This is a genomic window from Lactobacillus sp. UCMA15818 (assembly GCF_030400225.1).
Classification (GTDB): Bacteria; Bacillota; Bacilli; order Lactobacillales; family Lactobacillaceae; genus Liquorilactobacillus.
Window position 1 is genome coordinate 101,695 of the sequence record NZ_VJYB01000005.1, and the last position, 22,255, is coordinate 123,949.

The following is a 22,255-nucleotide window of genomic DNA, read 5'->3' on the forward strand; positions in this document are numbered from 1 at the left end:
CTCAACATTATATTCATATTTCCGAAACACCTAAAAGATTGTGAAATGTTATACTTGATTTATAAAAAATAAGGAGGCATTTTTATAATGAGAAATTTAACAGATAAAGTAACCTTTCGGCATGGTGCGACAATCTCCACCAGAACTGCTCAATCACCTATGCTAACAAATAGCGGTTTAGATGAAAAAATAACGCAGGACACGGTTGACTATTATAATATGCGTTCACAATCAGCAGGTATGGTTATCGTTGAATATACAAGTGTCAGTCCAAATGGTGGACCTTCACGCTCTTGGGCCCCAAATCGTGAACAATTAGCAATTTATAATGACAACTTTGTCCCAGGATTTAAAAAAATTGCTGAAGGTTTAAAAAAAGATGGAAATAAGGCAATTCTTCAGTTAGTTCACTCAGGTCGTGAAGCACAGTACCGAATTACTCTTGGCGGTCGTGTGGAGGTACCTTCAAAAATTGATTTTCCTTGGATTGATTACCCATTACATGAATTGACTGAAGAGGAAGTATGGGATATTGTACATGATTTTGGTACCGCAACCAAACGTGCCATTGATAGTGGTTTCGATGGTGTCGAGATTCATGGAGCAAATCATTATTTACTTCAAGAGTTCTTTTCCAGTTTTTCAAATGTTCGGAATGATTTTTGGGGTGGCAGTCTTGAAAAACGTATGAATTTTGCTATTGAGGTTGCTCGAGAAGTCTTTAGAGTAGTTGAAGAATATGCCCCAAAAGGCTTTATTGTGGGTTATCGTATTAGTCCAGAAGAAGTCCATGGTGACAATGTTGGTTATACTTGGCATGAATCTCAACAACTGGTTAATAAGTTGTCCACGGATTTTGAATTCGATTATGTGCATCTTTCCACAAATGATTATACGGCTACTCCTAATGATTCTGATAAAAACTATGCACAATTACTTGGAAAAGGTATCCAAAAACCCGCGCTTATTTTAATTGCTGGTGGTATTCATACCGTTGAAAAAATGGAAGATGCTTTGAACGATGTAGATATTGTAAGCTTAGGTCGACCAACTTTAATTGATCCACAAATTGCTTATAAACTTAAAACTGGACAGGCGGACAAAATTTTCTTAGAGTTTAACGAAGAATCTGTTAAAAAATCTCACTTAACTCCCGGCTTGATTGAATTACTTGCAAACACAGACTATTTTGCTATGCCAGGGATAGAATATCTCAAGACACTTACTAATACTAAACTGGACGATGTTGTGACTCACGATGGGACAAATTAAATCGCAGGGAACTGGGTCAAAATGAAGTGACCATAATAGTTAGATAAAATGAGGTCTACCTCTAAAGTTAAAGTGAAAATCACTCAACTTTAGGGGTTTTATTATGACCAAATATATAAGTAAATTCAAAGTTAAATTTTGATCTAGCTCCTCTATTTATTACGAATAAAAGTGTTCCATAATTCAAAATTCTCCGTCCAACTTTGAATTAATCACAGCAAAGTACATGTTATGTTCGTAATTTATAGTTGGTACTCAAACTTTTTCGATTTATATTACACTCTCTTTTAATTTCTGCCGTAATATCTTGTAACAGTTCCCGTGTTTTCTTAGATATCATATGATTGGGGTTGGTCAACCAGCCAAGTTTAAAGTTATCGTCAATGATATGACCAACATCAATTGTTTTTAAGTTTGAAAAATTTGGATTGCTTGATAAATCACCCTGTAATATTCGACCAAAACAGACTGTGTTTAATTTAATTATTGCTTTGTTCATCGCCCATGCATCATCTACTCTTAAAATTAAGGATAAAGGGCCGCATTGAAATTGTAACTTTTCAAAAATTTCATCATGAAATTTATCATTGAAAATACTAAATTGCTGTTTTTTTAAATCTTCTAAGGTGATTGGTCTACCCAAAGTATTCAAAAAATTATCTGGAGCACATAATAAAACTAACTTGCTATCACAGACTGGCGTAAAAACCAGACCTTTTACGGCTGCATCCTGGATGTTATTAATAGCAATAAATCCCGCATCAATCTCTTGATTATGAACACGACGGACAATAGATTCAAATTCATGACAGCTAATATCAAATTGCACATTTTTGAATTTACTTGCATAGTTATCAATAAAGGTATTCATAAAAGGTTTTAACATTGTATTCATATAATGAATTGAAATCCTTTGATGTTTTTTTGGATTAGCAACAATAGCGGCTGTATTTTCAAGATTATTTTTAAAACTAAGAATATCTGAAATAGAGGAAAGTAACTGTCCCCCTTCAATTGTTAACTGAGTTCCAGCTGGTGATTTATCAAATAGCCGCACACCCAATTCTCTTTCAAATTGATTAATTGCAATGCTTAACCCTGACTTGCTAATGTGAAGTACCTCAGCAGCTTTTTGCATGGAATTATGTTGCGCCAAAACTTCAACATAAAGTAGTTGTTCAAAATTCATCCGAGCCCTCCTTGGATAATCCATTACTTTTTAATGTCACACTAAACAAAGTACTTTCATTGTTATTGTACTTAATTTTGCGAAAACATGTCCAGAAAAATTTATCGCTGTATCTCATTCTTTTGCGCGCTCCATTTTTAGCTCTCTCTTTATAAAAAAAAACACCTCTCCAAAAAGGGAAGTGTTTTCATCATTGATATACCAACGATTAACGTTTTGAAAATTGTGAAGCCTTACGAGCTTTCTTAAGACCTGGTTTCTTACGTTCTTTCATACGTGCATCACGAGTCAAAAGACCTGCACGTTTCAAGACGCCACGAAAATCAGGATCTACTTCGAGCAATGCACGGGCAATACCATGACGTGTTGCGCCAGCTTGACCAGAGAAGCCGCCACCATCAACGTTGACAAGAACATCATATGCATCCTTTGTTTCTGTAACGTCAAATGGTTGAACCATAACTTCGCGTAAGTTTGCAAATGGAACATATTCTTCTGCAGGCTTGCCGTTCATAACAATTTTACCTGTACCTGGTACTAAACGTACACGAGCAACAGAATTCTTGCGACGGCCAGTGCCTTTATATTGTACTTGAGCCAATTAAGTTTCCTCCTAGATTAAGTTTGTGATATCCAATACTTCTGGTTGTTGAGCTTCATGTTTGTGGTCTGCACCACGATATACATGTAACTTCTTAGCTTGCGCTGTACCAAGTGTACCCTTTGGAAGCATTCCTTTGATGGATAAAGCAATTAACTTCTCAGGATCCTTTTCACGGTAATCACCAGCTGTACGGCTCTTCAAACCACCTGGATGATCTGTATGATGATAGTAAATTTTTCTTGTTGCTTTACGACCTGTTAAAGCAATCTTTTCTGCATTGATAACAATCACAAAGTCACCTGTATCAACATTTGGTGTAAATACTGGTTTATTTTTACCACGTAAGATAGAAGCAACAGTTGATGAAAGACGTCCCAAAGGAACATCGGTTGCATCTACTACGTACCATTTACGTTCGATTTCGCCTGGTTTTGCTATATATGTTGTACGCACGTTTATTTCCTCCATTTGTATATGCTTGTTTGACACAAAATAAGTTTCCGGGGCCTACCGTGGGGCAAACAATACCAAATATTATGATACTTTTTTTTGTCCTTAAAGTCAATTAAAATCGATTACTTATTTATCGTTTTCTACATTATAATATACTTTTTTTAAATACAGACCGCTTGCTGGAGCAGTTGCACGACATTCATTGCGATTTTTAACTTCATACAAGCGCAAAAAATCATGTACTGGTCGCTTACCATTACCAATCTCAAGAAGTGCAGCAACCATGATTCGCACCTGGTTATATAAAAAGCCGCTCCCAAAGAATTCAAAAATTATTTCATTATTTTTAAAGTCTTCCTTAACAGTTGCATCATAGATAGTTCGAACATGGCTTTTGGCTTGACTGCCTGACGCTACAAAACTTGAATAATCATGTGTTCCAATTACATCTGGAATTGCCTTCTTGATTAATTCGATATCTATCGGATACTTGTAATGTCCGGTGTAAAATCGTTTGAAAGGATCGACAAAACGTCCACGACTTACACGATACAGATAACGTTTGCCATGTGCCGTAAATCGCGCATGGAACTCCTTTGAGACAATCTTTGCATCCACTACTTGCATATCCAGTGGCAGCATACTATTTAATCCATTCACAATTCCTTGTTCTGGAATATCATTTTCAAGATCAAAATGAACAATCTGACCATATGCGTGCACGCCAGCATCTGTTCTCCCTGAACCAAAAACATGCACAAACTCTTTTGCAGTACTCATCTTATTAACGGCGCTTTCTAAAACATCTTGCACAGTCCGTTGCTGAGGCTGGCTCTGGAATCCCGCAAAGTTTGTTCCATCATACGCCAGCGTTATCATATACCTCTTTGACATCTAATTCCTCACATCCACTCATAATTACCAATGGCGCACGAATAATAAGATAAGCATCACTATCACAAAGACAGCACATCCTGTTGTATCACTCGTATGCCAATAATGTACACGATACTTAGTTCTTCCTTCACCACCACGATACCCCCGTGCCTCCATCGCAGTCGCCAAATCCTCGGCGCGATTGAATGAACTAACAAATAACGGAACAAGCAATGGAACAACCGACTTTATCTGCTGCATAATATTTCCCTCACCGAAATTCACCCCACGTGAACGTTGTGCATTCATAATTTTCGCAGTTTCATCCATCAGCGTGGGTACAAATCGCAGTGCAATTGACAGCATCAGGGAAATCTCATAGACAGGAACCTTGATTTTCTTTAGCGGCATCATCAATTTTTCAAGCGCATCCGCAATTTCAAGTGGTGCTGTCGTCAGCGTTAATAATGTTGACATAAAAATGATGAGTACAAATCTGCAAAAAACATACGCCCCATTAATCAAGCCAAAATAAGATAGGTTAAATGGTCCCCATCTCCAAAAGATGGTCCCTCCGCTACTAAAAAAAATTTGTAGCAAAACTGTGAATAATATTAACCAGATTAGTGGACGAACACCTTTGATAAAAAAAGCAAAGTTAACTTTTGCAGCCATAATACTGCCTATCGTTAACGTCAACAATAGAACATATGACTGCCAATTATTGGCTAAAAAGATAATAATAATAAAGAAAAAACTTAATATCAATTTTGCTCTGGGATCCATCTGATGCACAATTGAATCACCAGGAACATACCTTCCTAATAAAACTTTACCCATGATGAACATCACCTCCACCTTCATGCAACAAAGATGCAATTTGTCGAGCTAAGGAAACCTCTGTCAATGGTAAAGTTGAAAACTTGTATCCTGTCTTCTTTTCAAACGCCAACGCAAACTCACCAGCCTTAGGCAATGCAAGATGATGTTCAACAAGCCAATCTGGTTGCGAAAAAATTTCACTAGGTGTTCCATTAGCAATCAGCTTTCCCTCTTCCAGTACAATTACATTATCGGCATAATTGGCGACATCATCCATTTGGTGGGTGACCAAAACAACTGTCAAGTTCTGTTCTTCTTTTAACCTTTTGAACATTCTCATCATCTCAAGACGTCCCTTGGGGTCTAACCCAGCCGTTGGTTCATCTAGCACTAAGACCTCAGGTTCCATTGCAAGAATACCAGCAATTGCAACACGTCTCATTTGACCGCCAGATAATTCAAAAGGAGATTTAGTTAATAGTTCTTCACCTAATCCAACTTGCCGTGCCATTTTGCGCGCAATTATCTCTGCCTCCGCTTCAGTTTTTCCGAAATTCTTTGGTGCAAAGGCAATATCTTTAATTACTGTTTCTTCAAATAATTGTGCCTCAGGAAATTGAAACACAATCCCTACGTGTTTACGAAGCTCACCTAACTCCTTATTCTTAGTCTCAGTCGTAATTATTTGTTCACCAATTAGAATTTCGCCACTTGTTGGGCGCAAAAGCCCATTCAGATGTTGCAAAAAAGTAGATTTTCCGCTCCCAGTATGCCCAATTAGTGCAGTGTAACTTCCAGTAGGGATCTCAACCGATATATTATCAAGTGCCTGTTGTTCAAAAGGAGTGTCTGGTTGATACGTATAATTTACTGTTTTGAAAATAATTGCCATAGCCAATCAACCATTCCTTCTTTTGTAAGATATTCATCAGGGACTTTGATTCCTTGTTTAATAAGTTCCTCTTTTAATTTTTCCGAAAAAGGAGGCTCAAGTCCAATTTTAATCAAACCTGCTCTATGTGAAAAAATCTCTGCAGGAATATCATCTTGAACAACTTTACCATCATCTAGTACCACCACTCGCTGTGCTTTAGATGCCTCATCAATATCATGTGTAATTGAAATAACAGTCAAATGCTCCACGCGATTCAGCTCATGAATAATCTCCAAAACTGCCAGACGCCCTTCAGGATCAAGCATACTTGTAGCCTCATCAAGAATGACAATCTCGGGTTTTAATGCAATTACTCCAGCCAATGCCACTCGCTGTTTCTGTCCACCTGACAATCTAACTGGCTCATGGTCTGCAAATTTCCACATACCAACACGTTCAAGTGCCTGTTTGACCCTAATTAACATTTCTTCACGTGGAATTGCAGCATTCTCTAATCCAAAAGCAACATCATCTTCAACGTTAGCTCCAACAAATTGATTGTCAGGGTTTTGAAAAACCATGCCGATTTTACTGCGTACATCCCAAACTGTCTCAGGCGTTAATTTTATTCCACTCACTGTAATTTCGCCACTTTCGGGAGCCAGCAAACCATCTATCAGACGTACTAATGTACTCTTTCCACTTCCATTATGTCCAATAATCGCAAGCCATTCACCCTTTTTGACTTTCAAGTTAAAATTGTTGAAATTATACACTTCTTGTTGCGGATACTTAAAAATAAGATTTTTGACTTCAATCATATCCACTATTCTGTACTCTCCTCAGCTAGAATTTTATAACATTTATCATACCATATCCAGTTTATTAAAAAAGAGTTGTATTGCAAGAATTAAAGAACAGTTCTAATACAGTAAAAGTGTACTATCGGTCGATAGTATGACCACACCCAAGAAAATTCAACTTTTGGCATCACTAGATTAAGTTTGAGCACTAGTCACCAATTTATCTTTTAACCAACAACTTACGGCTTAATTACAGTATTGAATTAAAATTCAATTTTGCTTCATAAAGCTCAATTCTACGATTATAAAAAAGGTTCCAAAGCAAAAAAATGCTTTAGAACCAAAAAATCACTTTTTATAACGAAGGTTTCCCAATTAAGGTACTTAGGACTAGACTAGGGACTACCCCATCATCGTAACGCCCAGTTATCGTTATAAAAGTGACAAAATGATAGTTATTTCAAACTAGTCAACTAATTCAAGAACAACCATTTTTGCTGCATCTCCACGACGTTCTTCCATCTTGAGGATGCGTGTGTAACCACCATTGCGTTCTTCAAAACGTGGTGCTAAATCTGAGAAAAGCTTTTGTAATGCTGATTGAACAACAACATTATCACCGTCTTCTTTAACGTCAGCTACAACATTCATCAAAAATGCAGCAGCGCGACGACGAGAAGCTAAGTCGCCTTTCTTACCTAATGAAATCATCTTTTCAGCTGATTTACGCACTTCTTTAGCACGTGCATCAGTTGTCACGATTTTTTCGTTAACGAGCAGGTCAGTCGTCAAGTTACGCAACATAGCTTTACGATGTGAACTTGTTCGTCCTAATTTACGGTAACCCATGAAGTATTCCCTCCCTTAATAAAGATTAGTCATCATGACGTAATGATAAACCCAAGTCAACAAGTTTATTCTTAACTTCTTCCAATGACTTACGTCCAAGATTGCGGACCTTCATCATATCAGCTTCGGACTTGTTAGTTAACTCTTGAACTGTGTTGATTCCAGCACGTTTCAAGCAATTATAAGAACGAACCGATAAATCAAGCTCTTCAATCGTCATCTCAAGCATTTTTTCTTTATGTGTTTCTTCTTTTTCTACCATGATTTCAGCATTCTTTGCCTCATCAGTAAGATCAACAAATAAAGTTAAATGTTCTGTTAAAATTTTCGCAGATAAGCTGATAGCTTCACTTGGAGTAACTGCACCATTAGTCCAAACATCAAGTGTCAACTTATCAAAATCATCTCTTTGACCAACACGTGCTTTCTCTACTTGATAGTTTACACGTTCAATCGGGGTATAAATTGAGTCGATTGGCAATACACCAATCGGCATATCATCAGCTCTGGCTTTGTTATCATCAGCAGAAACATAGCCACGGCCAGTGTTAGCAGTCATTCGAACATGGAATGATGCGCCTTCAGCAACTGTACAAATATACAGATTGGGGTTAAGAACCTCAACATCACTACTTCCTTGAATGTCACCCGCAGTTACTTCAGCAGGACCAGCAACATTGATTTCCAAAGTTTGATTTTCTTCCGAAATAATACGCAAAGCAACTTTTTTAAGATTCAAAATGATTTGTGTTACATCTTCAAGAACACCCTTGATGGTCGAAAATTCATGCAGTACACCATCAATCTGAATATCAGTAATTGCAGCACCAGGAAGTGATGAAAGCAAAATACGACGAAGTGAATTACCTAGAGTAGTACCATAGCCACGTTCAAGTGGTTCAATAACAAATTTACCATAATCAAGATTTTCTTCTATTTTATGAATTTTTGGTTTTTCAAATTCAATCATTCTTATCTTTACCCCTTTCAAAACACGGCGTGTAATCTGGCGAAAACATTATGAAGATTTACCTCAAAATGAATACGAAACCATATTAAACACGACGGCGTTTTGGAGGACGACATCCATTATGAGGAACTGGTGTCACATCGCGAATCGATGTAACCTCAAGACCAGTTGTCTGTAAAGCACGAATAGCGGCTTCACGACCAGAGCCAGGGCCTTTAACTGCAACTTCAACACTCTTCATACCATGTTCCATTGAACCTTTAGCTGCAGCTTCTGCAGCCATTTGAGCGGCAAATGGAGTTGATTTACGACTACCCCTGAAACCAAGAGCGCCTGCAGAAGACCAAGCAATAGCATTGCCATGAACATCTGTAATCATAACAAGTGTGTTATTAAATGTTGAATGAATATGCGCTACGCCGACTTCAATATTTTTCTTTACTCGACGCTTACGTGAACCTTTCTTAACTGCCATGAAATAGCTAACCTCCTTTAATTAATTATTTCTTTCTACCAGCAATTGATGCAGCTGGGCCTTTACGTGTACGTGCATTATTCTTCGTGTTTTGTCCACGAACTGGTAAATGACGACGATGACGTAGACCTCGGTACGATCCGATTTCTGATAAACGCTTGATATCTAAGCTGACCTCACGACGAAGATCACCTTCGACCTTATACTTATCAGCGACAGCACGAATCTTGTCCTCTTGATCAGAAGTCAAATCGCGTACGCGAACATCCTCAGATACTTCTGCCTCTGCTAAGATTTTTTGTGCTGTAGTATTACCGATTCCATAAATGTAAGTTAATCCGATTACGATACGCTTGTCACGTGGTAAATCGACACCTGCAATACGAGCCATAACAATTACACCTCCTAATTTTTAATTATCCTTGACGTTGTTTGTGTTTTGGATTTGAGCAAATTACCATAACACGACCCTTGCGCTTAATTACTTTACAGTGTTCACACATTGGTTTTACTGATGGTCTTACCTTCATGAATTATACCTCCCAAATGTATTTGAAGTACAATCTATTTAAAGCGATAGGTAATGCGGCCCTTAGTCAAATCGTAAGGGGACATTTCGACAGTTACCTTATCACCAGGTAAAATGCGAATATAATGCATTCTGATTTTGCCTGATACATGAGCTAGTATCTCGTGTCCGTTTTCGAGTTCAACTTTGAACATCGCATTGGGTAACGTTTCTTTGATTGTACCCTCAATTTCAATCACATCATCTTTCGCCACGCAAAAGTACCTCCTTAAATGGTTTTAAAACTTTACACGCAAAACGGCAACTCCTTAAAACCAAGGAGTAACTCTTCTTACGCAAGCTAATCCATCCAAATGGACAGACTAATCCTATTGAAAAGATAAACCTGAAATAGTATATCATTTCAAAGAACTATATGCAAGCAATTTCAACAATCATTACTTCAGCTTTTCTAAGATTTCTTTGACACCACTGAAGACTTTATCAATATCTTGGTTACCATCAACTTCATGTAATAAGCCCTTTTCTTCATAAAATGCTAATAATGGAGTATTCATCTTAATATTAACACTCAAACGATTCTTAACAGTTTCGGGTTTATCATCTTCGCGCTGATAGAAGTTATGGCTACCACAACGGTCACAAATTCCCGCTACCTTCGTTGGTTTAAAGACCTTATGATATGTCGCACCACAATTTCGGCAGATAAAGCGCCCTGTCAATCGTTCTAATAATGAAGCAGGATCAACATGAATATTGATAACACCAACCAAAGCTTTTGATAACTCAACTCCCATTTCTTCCAGCGCTCTTGCTTGAACCATATTTCTAGGAAAACCGTCAAGTAAAAAGCCTTTGTCTGTATCAGTTTCACTTAAACGTTCTTTGACGATTCCATTTGTAACTTCATCTGGAACAAGTTCACCTTTATCAATAAAAGCCTTCGCCTTCAAGCCCATTGGTGTGCTATTTTTAATAGCAGCACGAAAAATATCCCCTGTTGAAATATGCGGAATATTAAATTCATCAACAATTTTTTCAGCCTGTGTCCCTTTTCCAGCTCCAGGCAGTCCCATTAACATTAAGTTCATTCCTGTCATTGTTCAATAACCTCCATAGAATGTGTAATTAGGTTTAAATGAAAAAGTTGGCTTCACTAAAGCGAAGCCGAACTCTCTTTCATCATCACTAACTTATCTAATAAAGCCAACATATTCGCGCTTCATCATCATACCCTTTAATTGTCTGATTGATTCAAGTGCAACCCCCACAACAATCAGTAAACTAGTTCCACCTAATCCGATTGATTCATCTAATCCCCAAATATTTGAGGCAACTAATGGAATTAAGGCAACGAGTCCTAAGAAGAGTGAACCGACTGAACTTAAACGCATCAACAGACGTGAAACAAATTTCTCCGTTTCCTTACCTGGCCAGACACTTGGAATATAACTACCCTGTTTCTGCAAATTCTCCGATAATTTCTCCGGATTAACCTGAACGAAAGCATAAAAGAATGTAAATACAACAATCAAAACAGTGTAAAGAATCATTCCGCCTGTAGCTTGCATGTTGAAGATGTTAGTCATCACCTGATACCATGTAGCTTCAGAGTAATTTTGTGTAAATGCCATCAAAATAGTTTGCGGCGTTGCAATAAAGGAACTTGCAAAAATAACTGGAATAACTCCTGCCACATTGATTTTCAATGGGAGATATGAGCTGTTAGTTGCTCCTGCAAGTCGTCTAGTGTATTGAATAGGAATCTTATAACTTGCTTGTTGTACATATGTAACAAAAGCAATGATTACCAGAATAGCTATAACCAACACAACAACATATAAAATGCTCTTCCACAAGTCACCTGATGAAGCATCAGCAAATTGATCATTGTAAATCTGATGAATACCAGTAGGAATTCTTGCGATAATACCAGCCATGATTATCATTGAAATTCCGTTTCCAAAACCTCTATCAGTAATCATATCGCCAAGCCATGTAGTAAATAGCGAACCACCCGTTAAAATAATTCCTATACTTAAATATGTCTTAACTCCTGGATTTTCGACCAAATTCAAACTGCTCAGTGCATTAAATCCAGCTGTAATTCCAATTGACTGTACAAACGCCAGCACTATCGTTAAGTATCTTGTAGCTTGATTAAGCTTCCTACGACCAACTTCACCTTGTTTACTCCACTCAACAAAGCGGGGGACAATATCCATCTGAAGTAGTTGAACAATAATCTGAGCTGTGATATATGGCGAAACACCCATTGCTAAGATGGAATAGTTCGTCAAGCCACCACCACTAAAAGTATTCAAGATACTAACTAACCCTGAAGATGCAACACTACTTAAAGCCTTAGCGTTGATCCCAGGGACTGTGATATATGTGCCTAAACGAAATACAATCAAGACACCTAATGTAAATAAGATTTTGTTACGGATCTCTTTTACAGCTAAGGCGTTCTTCATCGTTTTAAGCATTAAATCACCTCGGCTTGACCGCCAGCTGCTTCAATAGCTTTTTTAGCTGAAGCAGAAAACTTGTTGGCTTTGACAGTTAACTTCTTAGTCAACTCACCATTACCCAGAATTTTAATTCCACTTAATTCTTTTTTAACAACACCATTTTCAACTAAGAGTACAGGTGTAATTTCTGTACCTTCATCGAATTTGTTAAGCGTGTCTAAATTAACAACTGCAAATTCTTTACGGTTGATATTTTGAAAACCACGTTTTGGCATACGACGGAACAATGGCATTTGTCCACCTTCAAAACCCAAGCGTACTTTGCTACGAGCCTTTTGACCTTTTTGACCACGTCCAGCCGTCTTACCATTACCGGATGAAGTTCCGCGACCTACACGATTACGTACATGACGTGAACCTTCACTTGCTTTTAACTCATGCAATTCCATCAGGTTGGCACCTCCTTAATTAATAGTTATAACATGTCATAAACGATTACTCAGCAACTGAAACTTCAACCAAATGATTGATCTTCGTAACAGCACCACGTGTTGCAGCATTGTCAGGAAGTACAACTGTACTGTTGATACGACCTAATCCAAGTGCTTTAACAATATCACGTTGCTTTTGCGGACGCCCAATGACACTACGAACCAAAGTAACTTTTAAATTAGCCATAATATTGAGCCTCCTTTATTCTGCTAAGTGTTGTGCTGAAACACCACGAAGTACAGCAACTTCTTCAGCACTCTTCATTTTTGCTAAACCGTCCATTGTTGCGCGTACGACATTGATTGGTGTGCTTGAACCAAGTGACTTACTTGTAACATCAGCAACACCAGACAATTCCATAACGGCACGGACAGCGCCACCAGCAGCAACACCAGAACCGGCTGTAGCTGGTTTCAACATAATACGGCTACCACTATATTCACCAAGGACTTCGTGAGGAAGCGTATCGTTAACCATTGGAACTGTAATAAGATTCTTACGAGCATCATCAACAGCTTTACGGATAGCATCAGGAACCTCTTGTGCCTTACCTGTACCAAAGCCGACATGACCATTGTGGTCTCCAACAATAACTAAGGCAGCAAAACGCAAGCGACGTCCACCTTTAACAACTTTTGTGATACGGTTAATCGCAACAACGCGATCTTCTAAGTCTAATTGAGCTGGATCGATAAAAGTCATAAATTAGTTTCCCTCCCTTTCCTAAAAGTCTAATCCATTTTCACGAGCAGCAGTTGCAAGTGCTTCAATACGTCCATGATACAAATATCCACCACGATCAAAAACAACTTCCTTAATACCCTTTGCAACAGCACGTTTTGCAACAACTTCACCAACTGAAGTTGCTTGTCCTGTCTTAGAGTCACCACTGACTTCACTATCTAATGTAGAGGCACTAACTAGCGTCACACCCGCTACGTCATCAATTACTTGAGCGTAGATGTTTTTGTTAGAACGATAAACATTTAAGCGTGGGCACTTAGCTGTACCAGAGATCTTACCACGGACACGTAGATGGCGCTTTTGACGTGTCTTATTCTTATCTGGTTTTGAAATCACAATTTTCACCTCTTAATTTAATTTAGATCTTCAGTTAAACTGATTACTTACCAGTCTTACCTTCCTTACGACGAACAATTTCACCTTTATAACGAATTCCTTTGCCCTTGTAAGGCTCTGGAGCACGTGTCAAACGAATCTTTGCAGCAAAATCTCCAACAGCTTCTTTTGAAATACCAGAAACAATTATTGAGGTTGCAGAAGGTACTTCAATGCTGATCCCATTTTCAGCAACAAATTCTACTGGATGAGAGTAACCAACATTCAACACAAGTGTTTGTCCCTTCATTTGTGCACGATAACCAACACCCTGAAGTTCTAATTCCTTCTTGAAGCCTTCGGTAACACCCAATATCATGTTATGGAATACAGCTCTTGTTGTTCCATGTAATGCTTTTGTCTTGCTATCGTTGCTTGGACGATCAAATTTGACAACATTGCCTTCGATTCCCATCGAAATCTTATCAGAGAACTCACGAGTTAATTCACCTTTAGGTCCTTTAACAGTCACGATGTCTCCATCACGGTTGACCTCAATACCAGCAGGTACAGTAACTTCTTTATAACCAATACGACTCACGGTAGTGACACCTCCTTACTTTCGAAAATTTCTACCAAACGTATGCTAATACTTCGCCGCCAATTTTCTTTGCGCGGGCGTCTTTATCTGTCATAACCCCTTCTGAGGTTGAAAGAATAGCGATTCCTAAGCCATTTAGGACTTTAGGAACAGCATCTGCTTTAACATATGAACGTAGACCGGGTTTTGAAATACGCTTAATTCCAGTAATAACACGTTCATTATCCTTACTAAATTTCAAGAATACACGGATGATTCCTTGTTTGTCATCATCAATATATTCGGCATTGCGAATGAAACCTTCATTCTTGAGGATTTCTGCAATATCGTGCTTAATTTTTGAAGCAGGTACTTCAAGAGATTCGTGCTTTGCCATGTTTGCATTGCGAACACGTGTCAAGAAGTCTGCGATTGGATCAGTCATGACCATTAAATTTGCCCTCCTTTTACTTTATTGGATTACCAGCTAGCCTTTTTCATCCCAGGAATTTGACCTTTGTGGGCAAGATCTCTTAGGCAAACACGGCATAACTTAAACTTACGATAAACTGAATGTGGACGACCACAACGTTCACAGCGTGTATATTCCTGCGTAGAGAACTTAGCTTCGCGTTTGTTCTTTGCAATTTGTGATTTTTTTGCCAATGTGAACCCCCCTTTATTTAGCGAATGGCATTCCTAGTTGCGACAATAATTCTTTGGATTCTTCATCTGAATTTGCAGTTGTAACAATAACGATATCCATTCCACGAACCTTGTTAACATCATCGAAATCAATTTCGGGGAAAATTAACTGTTCACGAATACCCAATGTGTAGTTGCCACGGCCATCAAAGGCACGCTTACTAACACCATGGAAATCACGCACACGTGGTAAGGAAACAGATACCAATTTGTCCAAGAAATCATACATACGTTCACCACGCAATGTAACCTTAGCTCCGATAGGCATACCTTCACGCAAACGGAACCCAGCGATTGATTTCTTTGCCTTAGTAATAACGGGTTTTTGACCTGCAATCAAAGTCAATTCCTCAACAGCTTCATCCAAGTTCTTAGCGTTGCTAACTGCATCACCAACACCCATATTGATAACGATTTTATCAACTTTAGGAGCTTGCATGATTGAAGTATAGCCAAACTTTTCAATTATTGATGGAACTACTTCTTTATCATATCTTTCTTTTAAACGATTAACCATGAAGAAAGCAATCCTCCTTTCCTATTCTACTTATCTAAAGACTCACCAGTTTTTTTAGAAACTCGAACTTTTTTACCATCAACAACTTTTACTCCTACACGAGTTATTTCATTGTTTGCTGGATCAAGCAACATAACATTGGAAACATGAATAGGTGCTTCAATCTCAACAATTCCACCATTAGGATTTGCGTTGCTTGGCTTTTGGTGTTTCTTAATAATATTTACACCTTTAACAATTACACGGTCTTTCCCAGGGAAAACCTTTTCAACAATGCCTTCTTTACCCTTGTCCTTACCGGCAATTACCTTAACTTTATCATTCTTTTTTACAAACATTTTATTTCGCACCTCCTTGCCAATATCGGTTTATTACAATACTTCAGGTGCTAAGGAAACAATCTTCATGAAGTTTCCATCACGTAATTCACGTGCGACTGGCCCGAAGATACGTGTACCTTTAGGTGACTTGTCATCACCAATAATAACTGCTGCGTTTTCATCAAATTTGATGTAAGAACCGTCTGTACGATGTGTTCCAAACTTTGTTCGAACAACAACTGCCCTGACAACGTCACCTTTTTTGACAACGCCACCTGGTGTTGCCTGTTTAACAGTAGCAACAATCATGTCACCAATATTCGCTGTACGAACACGCGAACCACCTAAGACTTTAATTACAAGAATTTCACGTGCACCAGAGTTATCAGCAACTTTTAAACGACTTTCTTGTTGGATCACGATATGTGACCTCCTTTCGTTAACGAATCAGAATACGAATCAAAGTCCATTAAGTCTAGAAAATATCTAGATAATAACTGCCTTTTCAACGATCTCAACTAAACGGAATCTCTTTGTTGCTGACAACGGACGAGTTTCCATAATCTTTACAATGTCTCCAACTTTTGCTTCGTTATTTTCATCATGCGCTTTATACTTTTTAGAGTACTTAACACGTTTGTTATAAACTTTATGGTTCTTGTATGTTTCAATAACAACAGCAATCGTCTTATCCATTTTGTCCGAAACAACACGTCCTTGATAGACTTTACGTTGGTTACGAGCTTCAGTCATACTTTAGTTTCCTCCTCTTCGTATTCTATTTGTTCAATTCTTGTTGACGTAATGCAGTTTTAATCCGTGCAATCGTCTTACGAACTTCTTTTAAACGAGCCGTATTTTCCAATTGACCGGTAGCTAATTGGAAGCGCAAGTTAAATAATTCCTCTTTGAATTGCTTTTCTTTATCGAGCATTTCAGCAGTGGTTAATTCATTAATTTCCTTAGCCTTCATTTGATTCGCCACCTACTTCCTCACGTTTTACAAACTTAGTCTTCAATGGGAGCTTGTGGGAAGCTAAACGCAATGCTTCACGAGCAACTTCTTCCGGAACATCACCAATTTCGAAAAGAATTTTGCCACGTTTTACTGGGGCTACCCAACCTTCAGGAGCACCTTTCCCAGAACCCATACGAACACCAATAGCTTTAGCAGTAAATGATTTATGAGGGAAAATCTTAATCCAAACTTTCCCACCACGTTTCATATAACGTGTCATTGCAATACGAGCAGCTTCAATCTGACGGTTCGTAATCCAATGTGAGTCAACAGCTTGTAAACCGTATTCCCCGAAAGCAACAGTCTTGCCACCCTTTGCTTCACCACGCATCTTGCCACGAAATTCGCGGCGATGTTTTGTACGTTTTGGTACTAACATAGGTTATTTCCCTCCTTTACTATTATCTTTCTTAGCAGGTAAAACTTCCCCACGATAAATCCAGACCTTGACTCCTAATTTACCATAAGTTGTTTGTGCCTCTACCCACGCATAGTCAATATCAGCACGCAATGTGTGTAAAGGAACAGTTCCTTCTGAAAAATGTTCTACACGCGACATATCGGCGCCGTTAAGACGACCTGCAACTTGGACCTTAATTCCCTTAGCACCAGAGCGCATTGTACGTTGAATACCCTGTTTCATAGCACGACGAAATGCAACACGATTTTCTAATTGAACCGCAATATTCTCGCCTACCAACAAAGCATCTAAATCTGGTCTCTTGATTTCAATAATATTGATATGAACTCGTTTGCCTGTTAATTCATTTAATTCCTTACGAAGTTTTTCAACTTCAGCTCCACCTTTACCGATAACCATACCTGGTTTTGCAGTATGGATTGAAACATTAACACGCTTTGCAGCACGTTCAATTTCAACGGTAGAGACAGATGCATCGGCTAATTTCTTTTGAATGTATTCACGGATGTGTAAATCTTCATGTAAATTTTCAGCAAAATCTTTTTCTGCATACCATTTTGCATCCCAGTCACGAATGATTCCTACACGTAATCCCGTTGGATTTACTTTTTGACCCACGCATTATCCCTCCTTATTTTACAGATACAACTACAGTAACATGACTAGTACGCTTGTTGATTGGAGAAGCAGAACCTTTTGCACGAGGACGAAAACGTTTTAAGGTTGGTCCTTCATTAACAAAAGCTTCACTGATAATTAAATCTTCAACATCCAAGTCAAAATTATTTTCCGCATTTGCAATTGCCGATTTTAATACTTTTTCGATAATTAGGGAGCCAGCTCTTGGTGTGAACTTCAAAATCCCTAATGCTTCAGCTACACTTTTGCCACGGATGAGATCGATCACTAGACGTGCTTTACGTGCAGGGATTCGAACTGTTTTGGCAGTTGCTTTTGCTGATGTTACTTGTTCAGCCATTTTATTACCCTCCCTTACTTAACACCTGTTTTTTTATCGCCAGTACCATGACCACGGAATGTACGTGTTGGTACAAATTCACCTAATTTATGGCCAACCATATCTTCTTGAATATAAACTGGTACATGCTTACGACCATCATACACAGCGATTGTATAACCAATGAAACTTGGGAAAATTGTTGAACGACGTGACCATGTCTTAATTACAGATTTCTTTTCTTGATCTGCTTGAGCTTCGATTTTCTTCATTAAATGAGCATCAGCAAATGGTCCTTTTTTCAAACTACGACTCAATGTGAATCCTCCTTTCGGATCATCTAATCCTTAAGCAACCTTCTGGCTACTTGTTACGTTTACGTACGATAAATTTATCAGATTGTGCCTTCTTAGAACGCGTCTTGTAACCCATCGTTTTCTTACCCCATGGTGACATAGGACTTGGATGTCCGATAGGAGCTTTACCTTCACCACCACCATGTGGATGATCGTTAGGGTTCATTACAGAACCACGAACTGTAGGACGTTTACCAGCCCAACGTGAACGGCCAGCTTTACCGATTTTGATAAGCTCATGTTGCTCATTACCAACCGCACCAATTGTAGCACGACAAGTTGAAAGCACCATACGAACTTCGCCAGAAGTCAAACGAACTAAAGCATATTTGCCTTCTTTACCCAATAACTGTGCTGAGGTACCAGCTGAGCGAACTAACTGGCCGCCCTTTCCAGGTTTGAGTTCGATATTATGAATAACTGTACCAACAGGGATATCTGATAATACTAAAGTATTACCTACCTTAATATCTGCTTCTTTTCCTGATTGAACAACTTGGCCGACTTCAAGGCCTTTAGGAGCAAGGATGTATGACTTAATACCATCAGCATAAACAAGTAATGCAATGTTTGCTGAACGGTTTGGATCATATTCGATTGCTTTAACTGTTGCAGGTACATCATCTTTAATACGTTTAAAATCAATTAAACGATATTGACGCTTGTGACCACCACCACGATGACGAACAGTAATGCGACCATAACTATTACGGCCGGCTGTCTTGCTTTGTGATTCAAGCAAAGATTTTTCTGGAGTTGTTTTTGTAATTTCAGAAAAATCTGAACCAGTCATATTACGGCGTCCGTTAGAGGTTGGTTTAATTTTTTTGATCCCCACGTGTATTCCCTCCTATATACAAAATTTTATTCTTCAAATAATTTGATTTCTTTTGAATCTGCACTTAAAGTAACGATTGCTTTTCTACGCTTCTTTGTATAGCCAGCATAGCGACCCATACGTTTTAATTTGCCTTTGACATTCATGACGTTAACTTTGATAACCTTAACGTCGAAAATTTCTTCAACAGCCTTCTTAACTTCAATCTTAGTTGCACGCGTGTCAACATCAAATGTATAACGCTTTGCATCCAAATTTGCAGTCGAAGCTTCTGTAACAACTGGTTTTAAGATAATTTTACGTGCTTCCATTTTATGCAAGAACCTCCTCTACTTGAGAAAGAGCTTCTTGAGTCATGACTAACTTGTCGCTATTAATGACGTCTAACACATTAACGCCTTTAGCACTAACAACCGTAACATTTGGCAAGTTACGAGCTGAAAGAGCGGCTAAGTCATTGCCATCTTCAAGAACTACTAAAACTTTTGTCTTAACATCTAAGCTATTCAAAACTTCTGCGAAGGCCTTTGTTTTTGGTTGTTCAAAACTTAGCTTATCAACAATTAGTAAACCTTCATTCAATACTTTTTGTGAAAGTACTGACTTGATTGCTAAACGGCGAACCTTCTTTGGAAGTTTGTAGCTGTATGAACGTGGTGTTGGTCCGAAGACTACTCCACCACCAACCCATTGTGGTGAACGGATTGAGCCCTGACGAGCACGACCTGTTCCTTTTTGACGCCATGGTTTCTTACCACCACCAGAAACAGCACTTCTGTTCTTAACGGCATGTGTTCCTTGACGTAATGATGCACGCTGCATAATCACTGCATCAAAGACGACATTATCATTTGGTTCGATACCAAAAATGTTTTCGTTTAATTCAACTTCACCATTTTTACTACCATCTTGCTTAAATAATGTAACTTTTGGCATTTAATTGTCCTCCCTTCCTCAAATTATTTTTCTTTAATCGTACCAACAACAGTAACTAATGATTTGTTAGCACCTGGTACATTACCTTTGATTAAAAGTACGTTGTTTTCCACATCTGCTTGGACAATTTCAAGATTCTTAATCGTAACGCGATCTCCACCCATACGACCTGGAAGAAGTTTGCCTTTAAATACACGGTTGATAACGGCACCCATTGAACCAGGACGGCGATGGTAACGAGACCCATGAGCCATTGGCCCACGTGATTGTCCCCAACGCTTAATGTTACCTTGGAAGCCATGGCCCTTTGATGTACCTATGACATTAACGATGTCGCCTGTTTCAAAGATATCCGCCTTAACTTCATCTCCGACTTTATAATCTCCTAGCTCAACATCTTTAATTTCACGAATGAAGCGCTTAGGAGCAGTTTTTGCTTTTGCTGCATGACCTTTAGCAGGTTTGTTTGATAACACTTCACGTAAATCATCAAAGCCCAACTGTACAGCTTCGTAACCATCATTTTCGACAGTTTTGACTTGCATTACAACGTTAGCACTAACTTCAACGACAGTTACAGGAACTAATTCGCCGTTATTAGTGAAAACTTGCGTCATCCCTACTTTTTTCCCTAAGATTCCTTTAGTGGTCATGAATACACCTCCAATTAATTTATTTTACTATTGTTTTAGTAATTACTGAATTATAATTTGATTTCAATATCAACACCACTAGGTAGATCCAATTTCATCAATGAATCAACCGTTTTAGGTGTTGGATTAATAATATCAATCAAACGCTTATGTGTGCGCATTTCGAATTGCTCACGTGAGTCCTTGTACTTATGTGGTGAACGGATAACCGTATAAAGTGTACGTTCCGTTGGTAATGGAATAGGACCTGCGATTGTTGCACCAGTTCTCTTTGCTGTTTCGACAATCTTATCAGCAGATTGATCTAAAATGCGATGTTCGTATGCCTTTAAACGGATACGGATTTTTTGTTTTGCCATTTTGTTCCCTCCTTCGTCTATTTTAAAAACAAGACTAGCTCCGTCAAAATTCCCAACCACCCCATGGCAAAGCTCCCGGGTGTGTCGCAACCTTCAACATCACAGCTCAAACTTCTTTTTAATACGCGCACTCATCCCTTGGACAAGTACCTTTTTATAATACCTTGGATATATCTTCAAAGCAAGCTTTTTTTCAATTTAATTTGCATTTTTTTAAAAAAATGCTTATTCTTTTTGTAAACACTTCTAGAAGGGACCAATATCAATGAAAAAAGCTCTCATAGTAATTGATTATACAAATGATTTTGTTGCTGATAAAGGTGCACTAACCTGTGGTGTTCCTGGGCAAGCAATTGATACAAATATCGTAACGCTGGCTAACAAGTTTTTCGCCAACCATGATTGCATTATATTTCCTACAGATCTTCATACTCAAGATGATCCATACCATCCCGAAACAAAACTTTTCCCTCCTCATAATCTGGCCAATACTTGGGGACGAAAATTATTTGGAAATGTTGGTAAATGGTTCGATTTGCACAAAAATAATGAAGAGATTTATTTCTATGATAAGAACAGGTACTCTGCTTTTGCAAATACTAATCTTGAAAACTTCTTACGTACACATCATATTGAAGAACTTTATCTCTGCGGTGTTTGTACTGATATTTGTGTCCTCCATACTGCCATCGACGCTTATAATAAGAATTTCAAAATTACAATTCCACAAAACGCAGTTGCCAGCTTCAACCAAACAGGACATGAATGGGCACTTGACCACTTTAAGACTAGTCTTGGTGCAAAAATTATTTAAGATCCACTTTTAACAAAGATTGCTTTAAATTACCATTGT

General features: G+C 38.3%; 38 protein-coding genes. 2 read left to right on the plus strand and 36 right to left on the minus strand.

Annotated features, from left to right (window positions below; all coding sequences use genetic code 11):
• Positions 1–87 precede the first annotated feature (87 nt).
• Positions 88–1,272 (plus strand): NADH-dependent oxidoreductase, encoded by a 1,185-nt coding sequence (locus FFX44_RS07885; RefSeq protein WP_289979569.1) that lies wholly within the window; start codon positions 88–90, stop codon positions 1,270–1,272.
• Positions 1,273–1,501: 229 nt separating this feature from the next.
• On the opposite strand, the gene FFX44_RS07890 is transcribed toward FFX44_RS07885, so the two are convergent.
• From FFX44_RS07890 to rpsJ, 36 genes are all read right to left on the minus strand, one after another.
• Entirely contained in the window at positions 1,502–2,461 is a 960-nt protein-coding gene (locus FFX44_RS07890; protein ID WP_289979570.1) for a LysR family transcriptional regulator, read from the minus strand.
• Between the two features lie 208 nt (positions 2,462–2,669).
• Positions 2,670–3,062: a 30S ribosomal protein S9 gene (rpsI, locus tag FFX44_RS07895; protein WP_289979572.1), complete on the minus strand. Its 393-nt coding sequence runs from the start codon at positions 3,060–3,062 to the stop codon at positions 2,670–2,672.
• A 12-nt stretch (positions 3,063–3,074) separates the two neighbouring features.
• Positions 3,075–3,518, minus strand: coding sequence for a 50S ribosomal protein L13 (rplM, locus tag FFX44_RS07900; protein ID WP_354669253.1), 444 nt, complete (start codon positions 3,516–3,518; stop codon positions 3,075–3,077).
• Positions 3,519–3,644: 126 nt separating this feature from the next.
• Entirely contained in the window at positions 3,645–4,412 is a 768-nt protein-coding gene (gene truA, locus FFX44_RS07905) for a tRNA pseudouridine(38-40) synthase TruA (RefSeq protein WP_289979574.1), read from the minus strand.
• 24 nt (positions 4,413–4,436) lie between these two features.
• Positions 4,437–5,237, minus strand: a complete 801-nt coding sequence (locus FFX44_RS07910) for an energy-coupling factor transporter transmembrane protein EcfT (RefSeq protein WP_289979843.1) — start codon at positions 5,235–5,237, stop codon at positions 4,437–4,439.
• Positions 5,227–6,108 (minus strand): energy-coupling factor ABC transporter ATP-binding protein, encoded by an 882-nt coding sequence (locus tag FFX44_RS07915; protein ID WP_289979845.1) that lies wholly within the window; start codon positions 6,106–6,108, stop codon positions 5,227–5,229. The genes FFX44_RS07910 and FFX44_RS07915 overlap by 11 nt, the downstream gene beginning before the upstream one ends.
• Complete coding sequence (locus FFX44_RS07920; RefSeq protein WP_289979848.1) at positions 6,084–6,911, minus strand: energy-coupling factor ABC transporter ATP-binding protein; 828 nt, start codon at positions 6,909–6,911, stop codon at positions 6,084–6,086. Before FFX44_RS07920 ends, FFX44_RS07915 begins: the two co-directional genes overlap by 25 nt.
• 447 nt (positions 6,912–7,358) lie before the next feature.
• Positions 7,359–7,742, minus strand: coding sequence for a 50S ribosomal protein L17 (gene rplQ, locus FFX44_RS07925; RefSeq protein ID WP_289979578.1), 384 nt, complete (start codon positions 7,740–7,742; stop codon positions 7,359–7,361).
• A gap of 25 nt (positions 7,743–7,767) precedes the next feature.
• Positions 7,768–8,712: a DNA-directed RNA polymerase subunit alpha gene (locus FFX44_RS07930; RefSeq protein WP_289979580.1), complete on the minus strand. Its 945-nt coding sequence runs from the start codon at positions 8,710–8,712 to the stop codon at positions 7,768–7,770.
• 85 nt (positions 8,713–8,797) lie between these two features.
• Positions 8,798–9,187 carry a 30S ribosomal protein S11 gene (rpsK, locus tag FFX44_RS07935; RefSeq protein WP_289979582.1) on the minus strand — a complete coding sequence of 130 codons (390 nt, stop codon included), beginning with the start codon at positions 9,185–9,187 and terminating at the stop codon, positions 8,798–8,800.
• Between the two features lie 25 nt (positions 9,188–9,212).
• Entirely contained in the window at positions 9,213–9,578 is a 366-nt protein-coding gene (gene rpsM, locus FFX44_RS07940) for a 30S ribosomal protein S13 (protein WP_003689378.1), read from the minus strand.
• 25 nt (positions 9,579–9,603) lie between these two features.
• Positions 9,604–9,717, minus strand: a complete 114-nt coding sequence (gene rpmJ / locus FFX44_RS07945; protein ID WP_003689393.1) for a 50S ribosomal protein L36 — start codon at positions 9,715–9,717, stop codon at positions 9,604–9,606.
• Between the two features lie 34 nt (positions 9,718–9,751).
• Complete coding sequence (infA, locus tag FFX44_RS07950; protein WP_003689399.1) at positions 9,752–9,970, minus strand: translation initiation factor IF-1; 219 nt, start codon at positions 9,968–9,970, stop codon at positions 9,752–9,754.
• Positions 9,971–10,153: 183 nt separating this feature from the next.
• Positions 10,154–10,807 (minus strand): adenylate kinase, encoded by a 654-nt coding sequence (locus FFX44_RS07955; protein ID WP_289979850.1) that lies wholly within the window; start codon positions 10,805–10,807, stop codon positions 10,154–10,156.
• Between the two features lie 102 nt (positions 10,808–10,909).
• The gene (gene secY / locus FFX44_RS07960) at positions 10,910–12,205 is read right to left on the minus strand and encodes a preprotein translocase subunit SecY (protein ID WP_289979778.1); all 1,296 of its coding nucleotides are present in this window, start codon (positions 12,203–12,205) and stop codon (positions 10,910–10,912) included.
• A complete protein-coding gene (gene rplO, locus FFX44_RS07965; protein ID WP_289979779.1) occupies positions 12,205–12,639 on the minus strand; it encodes a 50S ribosomal protein L15 in 435 nt (144 codons plus the stop codon). Before rplO ends, secY begins: the two co-directional genes overlap by 1 nt.
• A gap of 46 nt (positions 12,640–12,685) precedes the next feature.
• Positions 12,686–12,868, minus strand: a complete 183-nt coding sequence (rpmD, locus tag FFX44_RS07970; protein WP_289979782.1) for a 50S ribosomal protein L30 — start codon at positions 12,866–12,868, stop codon at positions 12,686–12,688.
• 15 nt (positions 12,869–12,883) lie between these two features.
• Entirely contained in the window at positions 12,884–13,384 is a 501-nt protein-coding gene (gene rpsE / locus FFX44_RS07975) for a 30S ribosomal protein S5 (protein ID WP_289979786.1), read from the minus strand.
• Between the two features lie 21 nt (positions 13,385–13,405).
• Positions 13,406–13,762: a 50S ribosomal protein L18 gene (gene rplR, locus FFX44_RS07980; protein WP_289979787.1), complete on the minus strand. Its 357-nt coding sequence runs from the start codon at positions 13,760–13,762 to the stop codon at positions 13,406–13,408.
• Positions 13,763–13,805: 43 nt separating this feature from the next.
• Positions 13,806–14,342, minus strand: a complete 537-nt coding sequence (gene rplF, locus FFX44_RS07985) for a 50S ribosomal protein L6 (protein WP_289979788.1) — start codon at positions 14,340–14,342, stop codon at positions 13,806–13,808.
• A 31-nt stretch (positions 14,343–14,373) separates the two neighbouring features.
• Complete coding sequence (gene rpsH, locus FFX44_RS07990) at positions 14,374–14,772, minus strand: 30S ribosomal protein S8 (RefSeq protein WP_289979791.1); 399 nt, start codon at positions 14,770–14,772, stop codon at positions 14,374–14,376.
• A gap of 29 nt (positions 14,773–14,801) precedes the next feature.
• A complete protein-coding gene (locus FFX44_RS07995) occupies positions 14,802–14,987 on the minus strand; it encodes a type Z 30S ribosomal protein S14 (protein ID WP_003689416.1) in 186 nt (61 codons plus the stop codon).
• Positions 14,988–15,000: 13 nt separating this feature from the next.
• Positions 15,001–15,543: a 50S ribosomal protein L5 gene (rplE, locus tag FFX44_RS08000; RefSeq protein ID WP_289979799.1), complete on the minus strand. Its 543-nt coding sequence runs from the start codon at positions 15,541–15,543 to the stop codon at positions 15,001–15,003.
• 26 nt (positions 15,544–15,569) lie between these two features.
• Positions 15,570–15,881 carry a 50S ribosomal protein L24 gene (rplX, locus tag FFX44_RS08005; protein WP_289979801.1) on the minus strand — a complete coding sequence of 104 codons (312 nt, stop codon included), beginning with the start codon at positions 15,879–15,881 and terminating at the stop codon, positions 15,570–15,572.
• Between the two features lie 33 nt (positions 15,882–15,914).
• The gene (gene rplN / locus FFX44_RS08010) at positions 15,915–16,283 is read right to left on the minus strand and encodes a 50S ribosomal protein L14 (RefSeq protein WP_289979803.1); all 369 of its coding nucleotides are present in this window, start codon (positions 16,281–16,283) and stop codon (positions 15,915–15,917) included.
• Between the two features lie 66 nt (positions 16,284–16,349).
• Positions 16,350–16,616: a 30S ribosomal protein S17 gene (rpsQ, locus tag FFX44_RS08015; protein ID WP_289979806.1), complete on the minus strand. Its 267-nt coding sequence runs from the start codon at positions 16,614–16,616 to the stop codon at positions 16,350–16,352.
• Positions 16,617–16,641: 25 nt separating this feature from the next.
• Entirely contained in the window at positions 16,642–16,836 is a 195-nt protein-coding gene (rpmC, locus tag FFX44_RS08020; RefSeq protein WP_003689426.1) for a 50S ribosomal protein L29, read from the minus strand.
• Positions 16,826–17,260 carry a 50S ribosomal protein L16 gene (gene rplP, locus FFX44_RS08025; RefSeq protein ID WP_289979808.1) on the minus strand — a complete coding sequence of 145 codons (435 nt, stop codon included), beginning with the start codon at positions 17,258–17,260 and terminating at the stop codon, positions 16,826–16,828. The genes rpmC and rplP overlap by 11 nt, the downstream gene beginning before the upstream one ends.
• 3 nt (positions 17,261–17,263) lie before the next feature.
• Positions 17,264–17,920, minus strand: coding sequence for a 30S ribosomal protein S3 (gene rpsC / locus FFX44_RS08030; protein WP_289979809.1), 657 nt, complete (start codon positions 17,918–17,920; stop codon positions 17,264–17,266).
• A 13-nt stretch (positions 17,921–17,933) separates the two neighbouring features.
• Positions 17,934–18,281: a 50S ribosomal protein L22 gene (rplV, locus tag FFX44_RS08035; RefSeq protein WP_289979810.1), complete on the minus strand. Its 348-nt coding sequence runs from the start codon at positions 18,279–18,281 to the stop codon at positions 17,934–17,936.
• A gap of 14 nt (positions 18,282–18,295) precedes the next feature.
• Positions 18,296–18,577 (minus strand): 30S ribosomal protein S19, encoded by a 282-nt coding sequence (rpsS, locus tag FFX44_RS08040; protein WP_289979811.1) that lies wholly within the window; start codon positions 18,575–18,577, stop codon positions 18,296–18,298.
• 46 nt (positions 18,578–18,623) lie between these two features.
• Positions 18,624–19,454, minus strand: a complete 831-nt coding sequence (rplB, locus tag FFX44_RS08045; protein WP_289979812.1) for a 50S ribosomal protein L2 — start codon at positions 19,452–19,454, stop codon at positions 18,624–18,626.
• Between the two features lie 26 nt (positions 19,455–19,480).
• On the minus strand, positions 19,481–19,765 hold the full coding sequence (rplW, locus tag FFX44_RS08050; protein ID WP_289979813.1) for a 50S ribosomal protein L23: 285 nt from the start codon (positions 19,763–19,765) through the stop codon (positions 19,481–19,483).
• Between the two features lies 1 nt (position 19,766).
• On the minus strand, positions 19,767–20,390 hold the full coding sequence (gene rplD, locus FFX44_RS08055; protein ID WP_289979816.1) for a 50S ribosomal protein L4: 624 nt from the start codon (positions 20,388–20,390) through the stop codon (positions 19,767–19,769).
• Positions 20,391–20,413: 23 nt separating this feature from the next.
• Complete coding sequence (gene rplC / locus FFX44_RS08060; protein WP_289979817.1) at positions 20,414–21,043, minus strand: 50S ribosomal protein L3; 630 nt, start codon at positions 21,041–21,043, stop codon at positions 20,414–20,416.
• A gap of 50 nt (positions 21,044–21,093) precedes the next feature.
• Positions 21,094–21,402, minus strand: coding sequence for a 30S ribosomal protein S10 (rpsJ, locus tag FFX44_RS08065; protein WP_289979820.1), 309 nt, complete (start codon positions 21,400–21,402; stop codon positions 21,094–21,096).
• 265 nt (positions 21,403–21,667) lie between these two features.
• On the opposite strand from rpsJ, the gene FFX44_RS08070 reads away from it, so the two are divergent.
• Positions 21,668–22,216, plus strand: a complete 549-nt coding sequence (locus FFX44_RS08070) for a cysteine hydrolase family protein (protein WP_289979823.1) — start codon at positions 21,668–21,670, stop codon at positions 22,214–22,216.
• Positions 22,217–22,255: the final 39 nt, after the last annotated feature.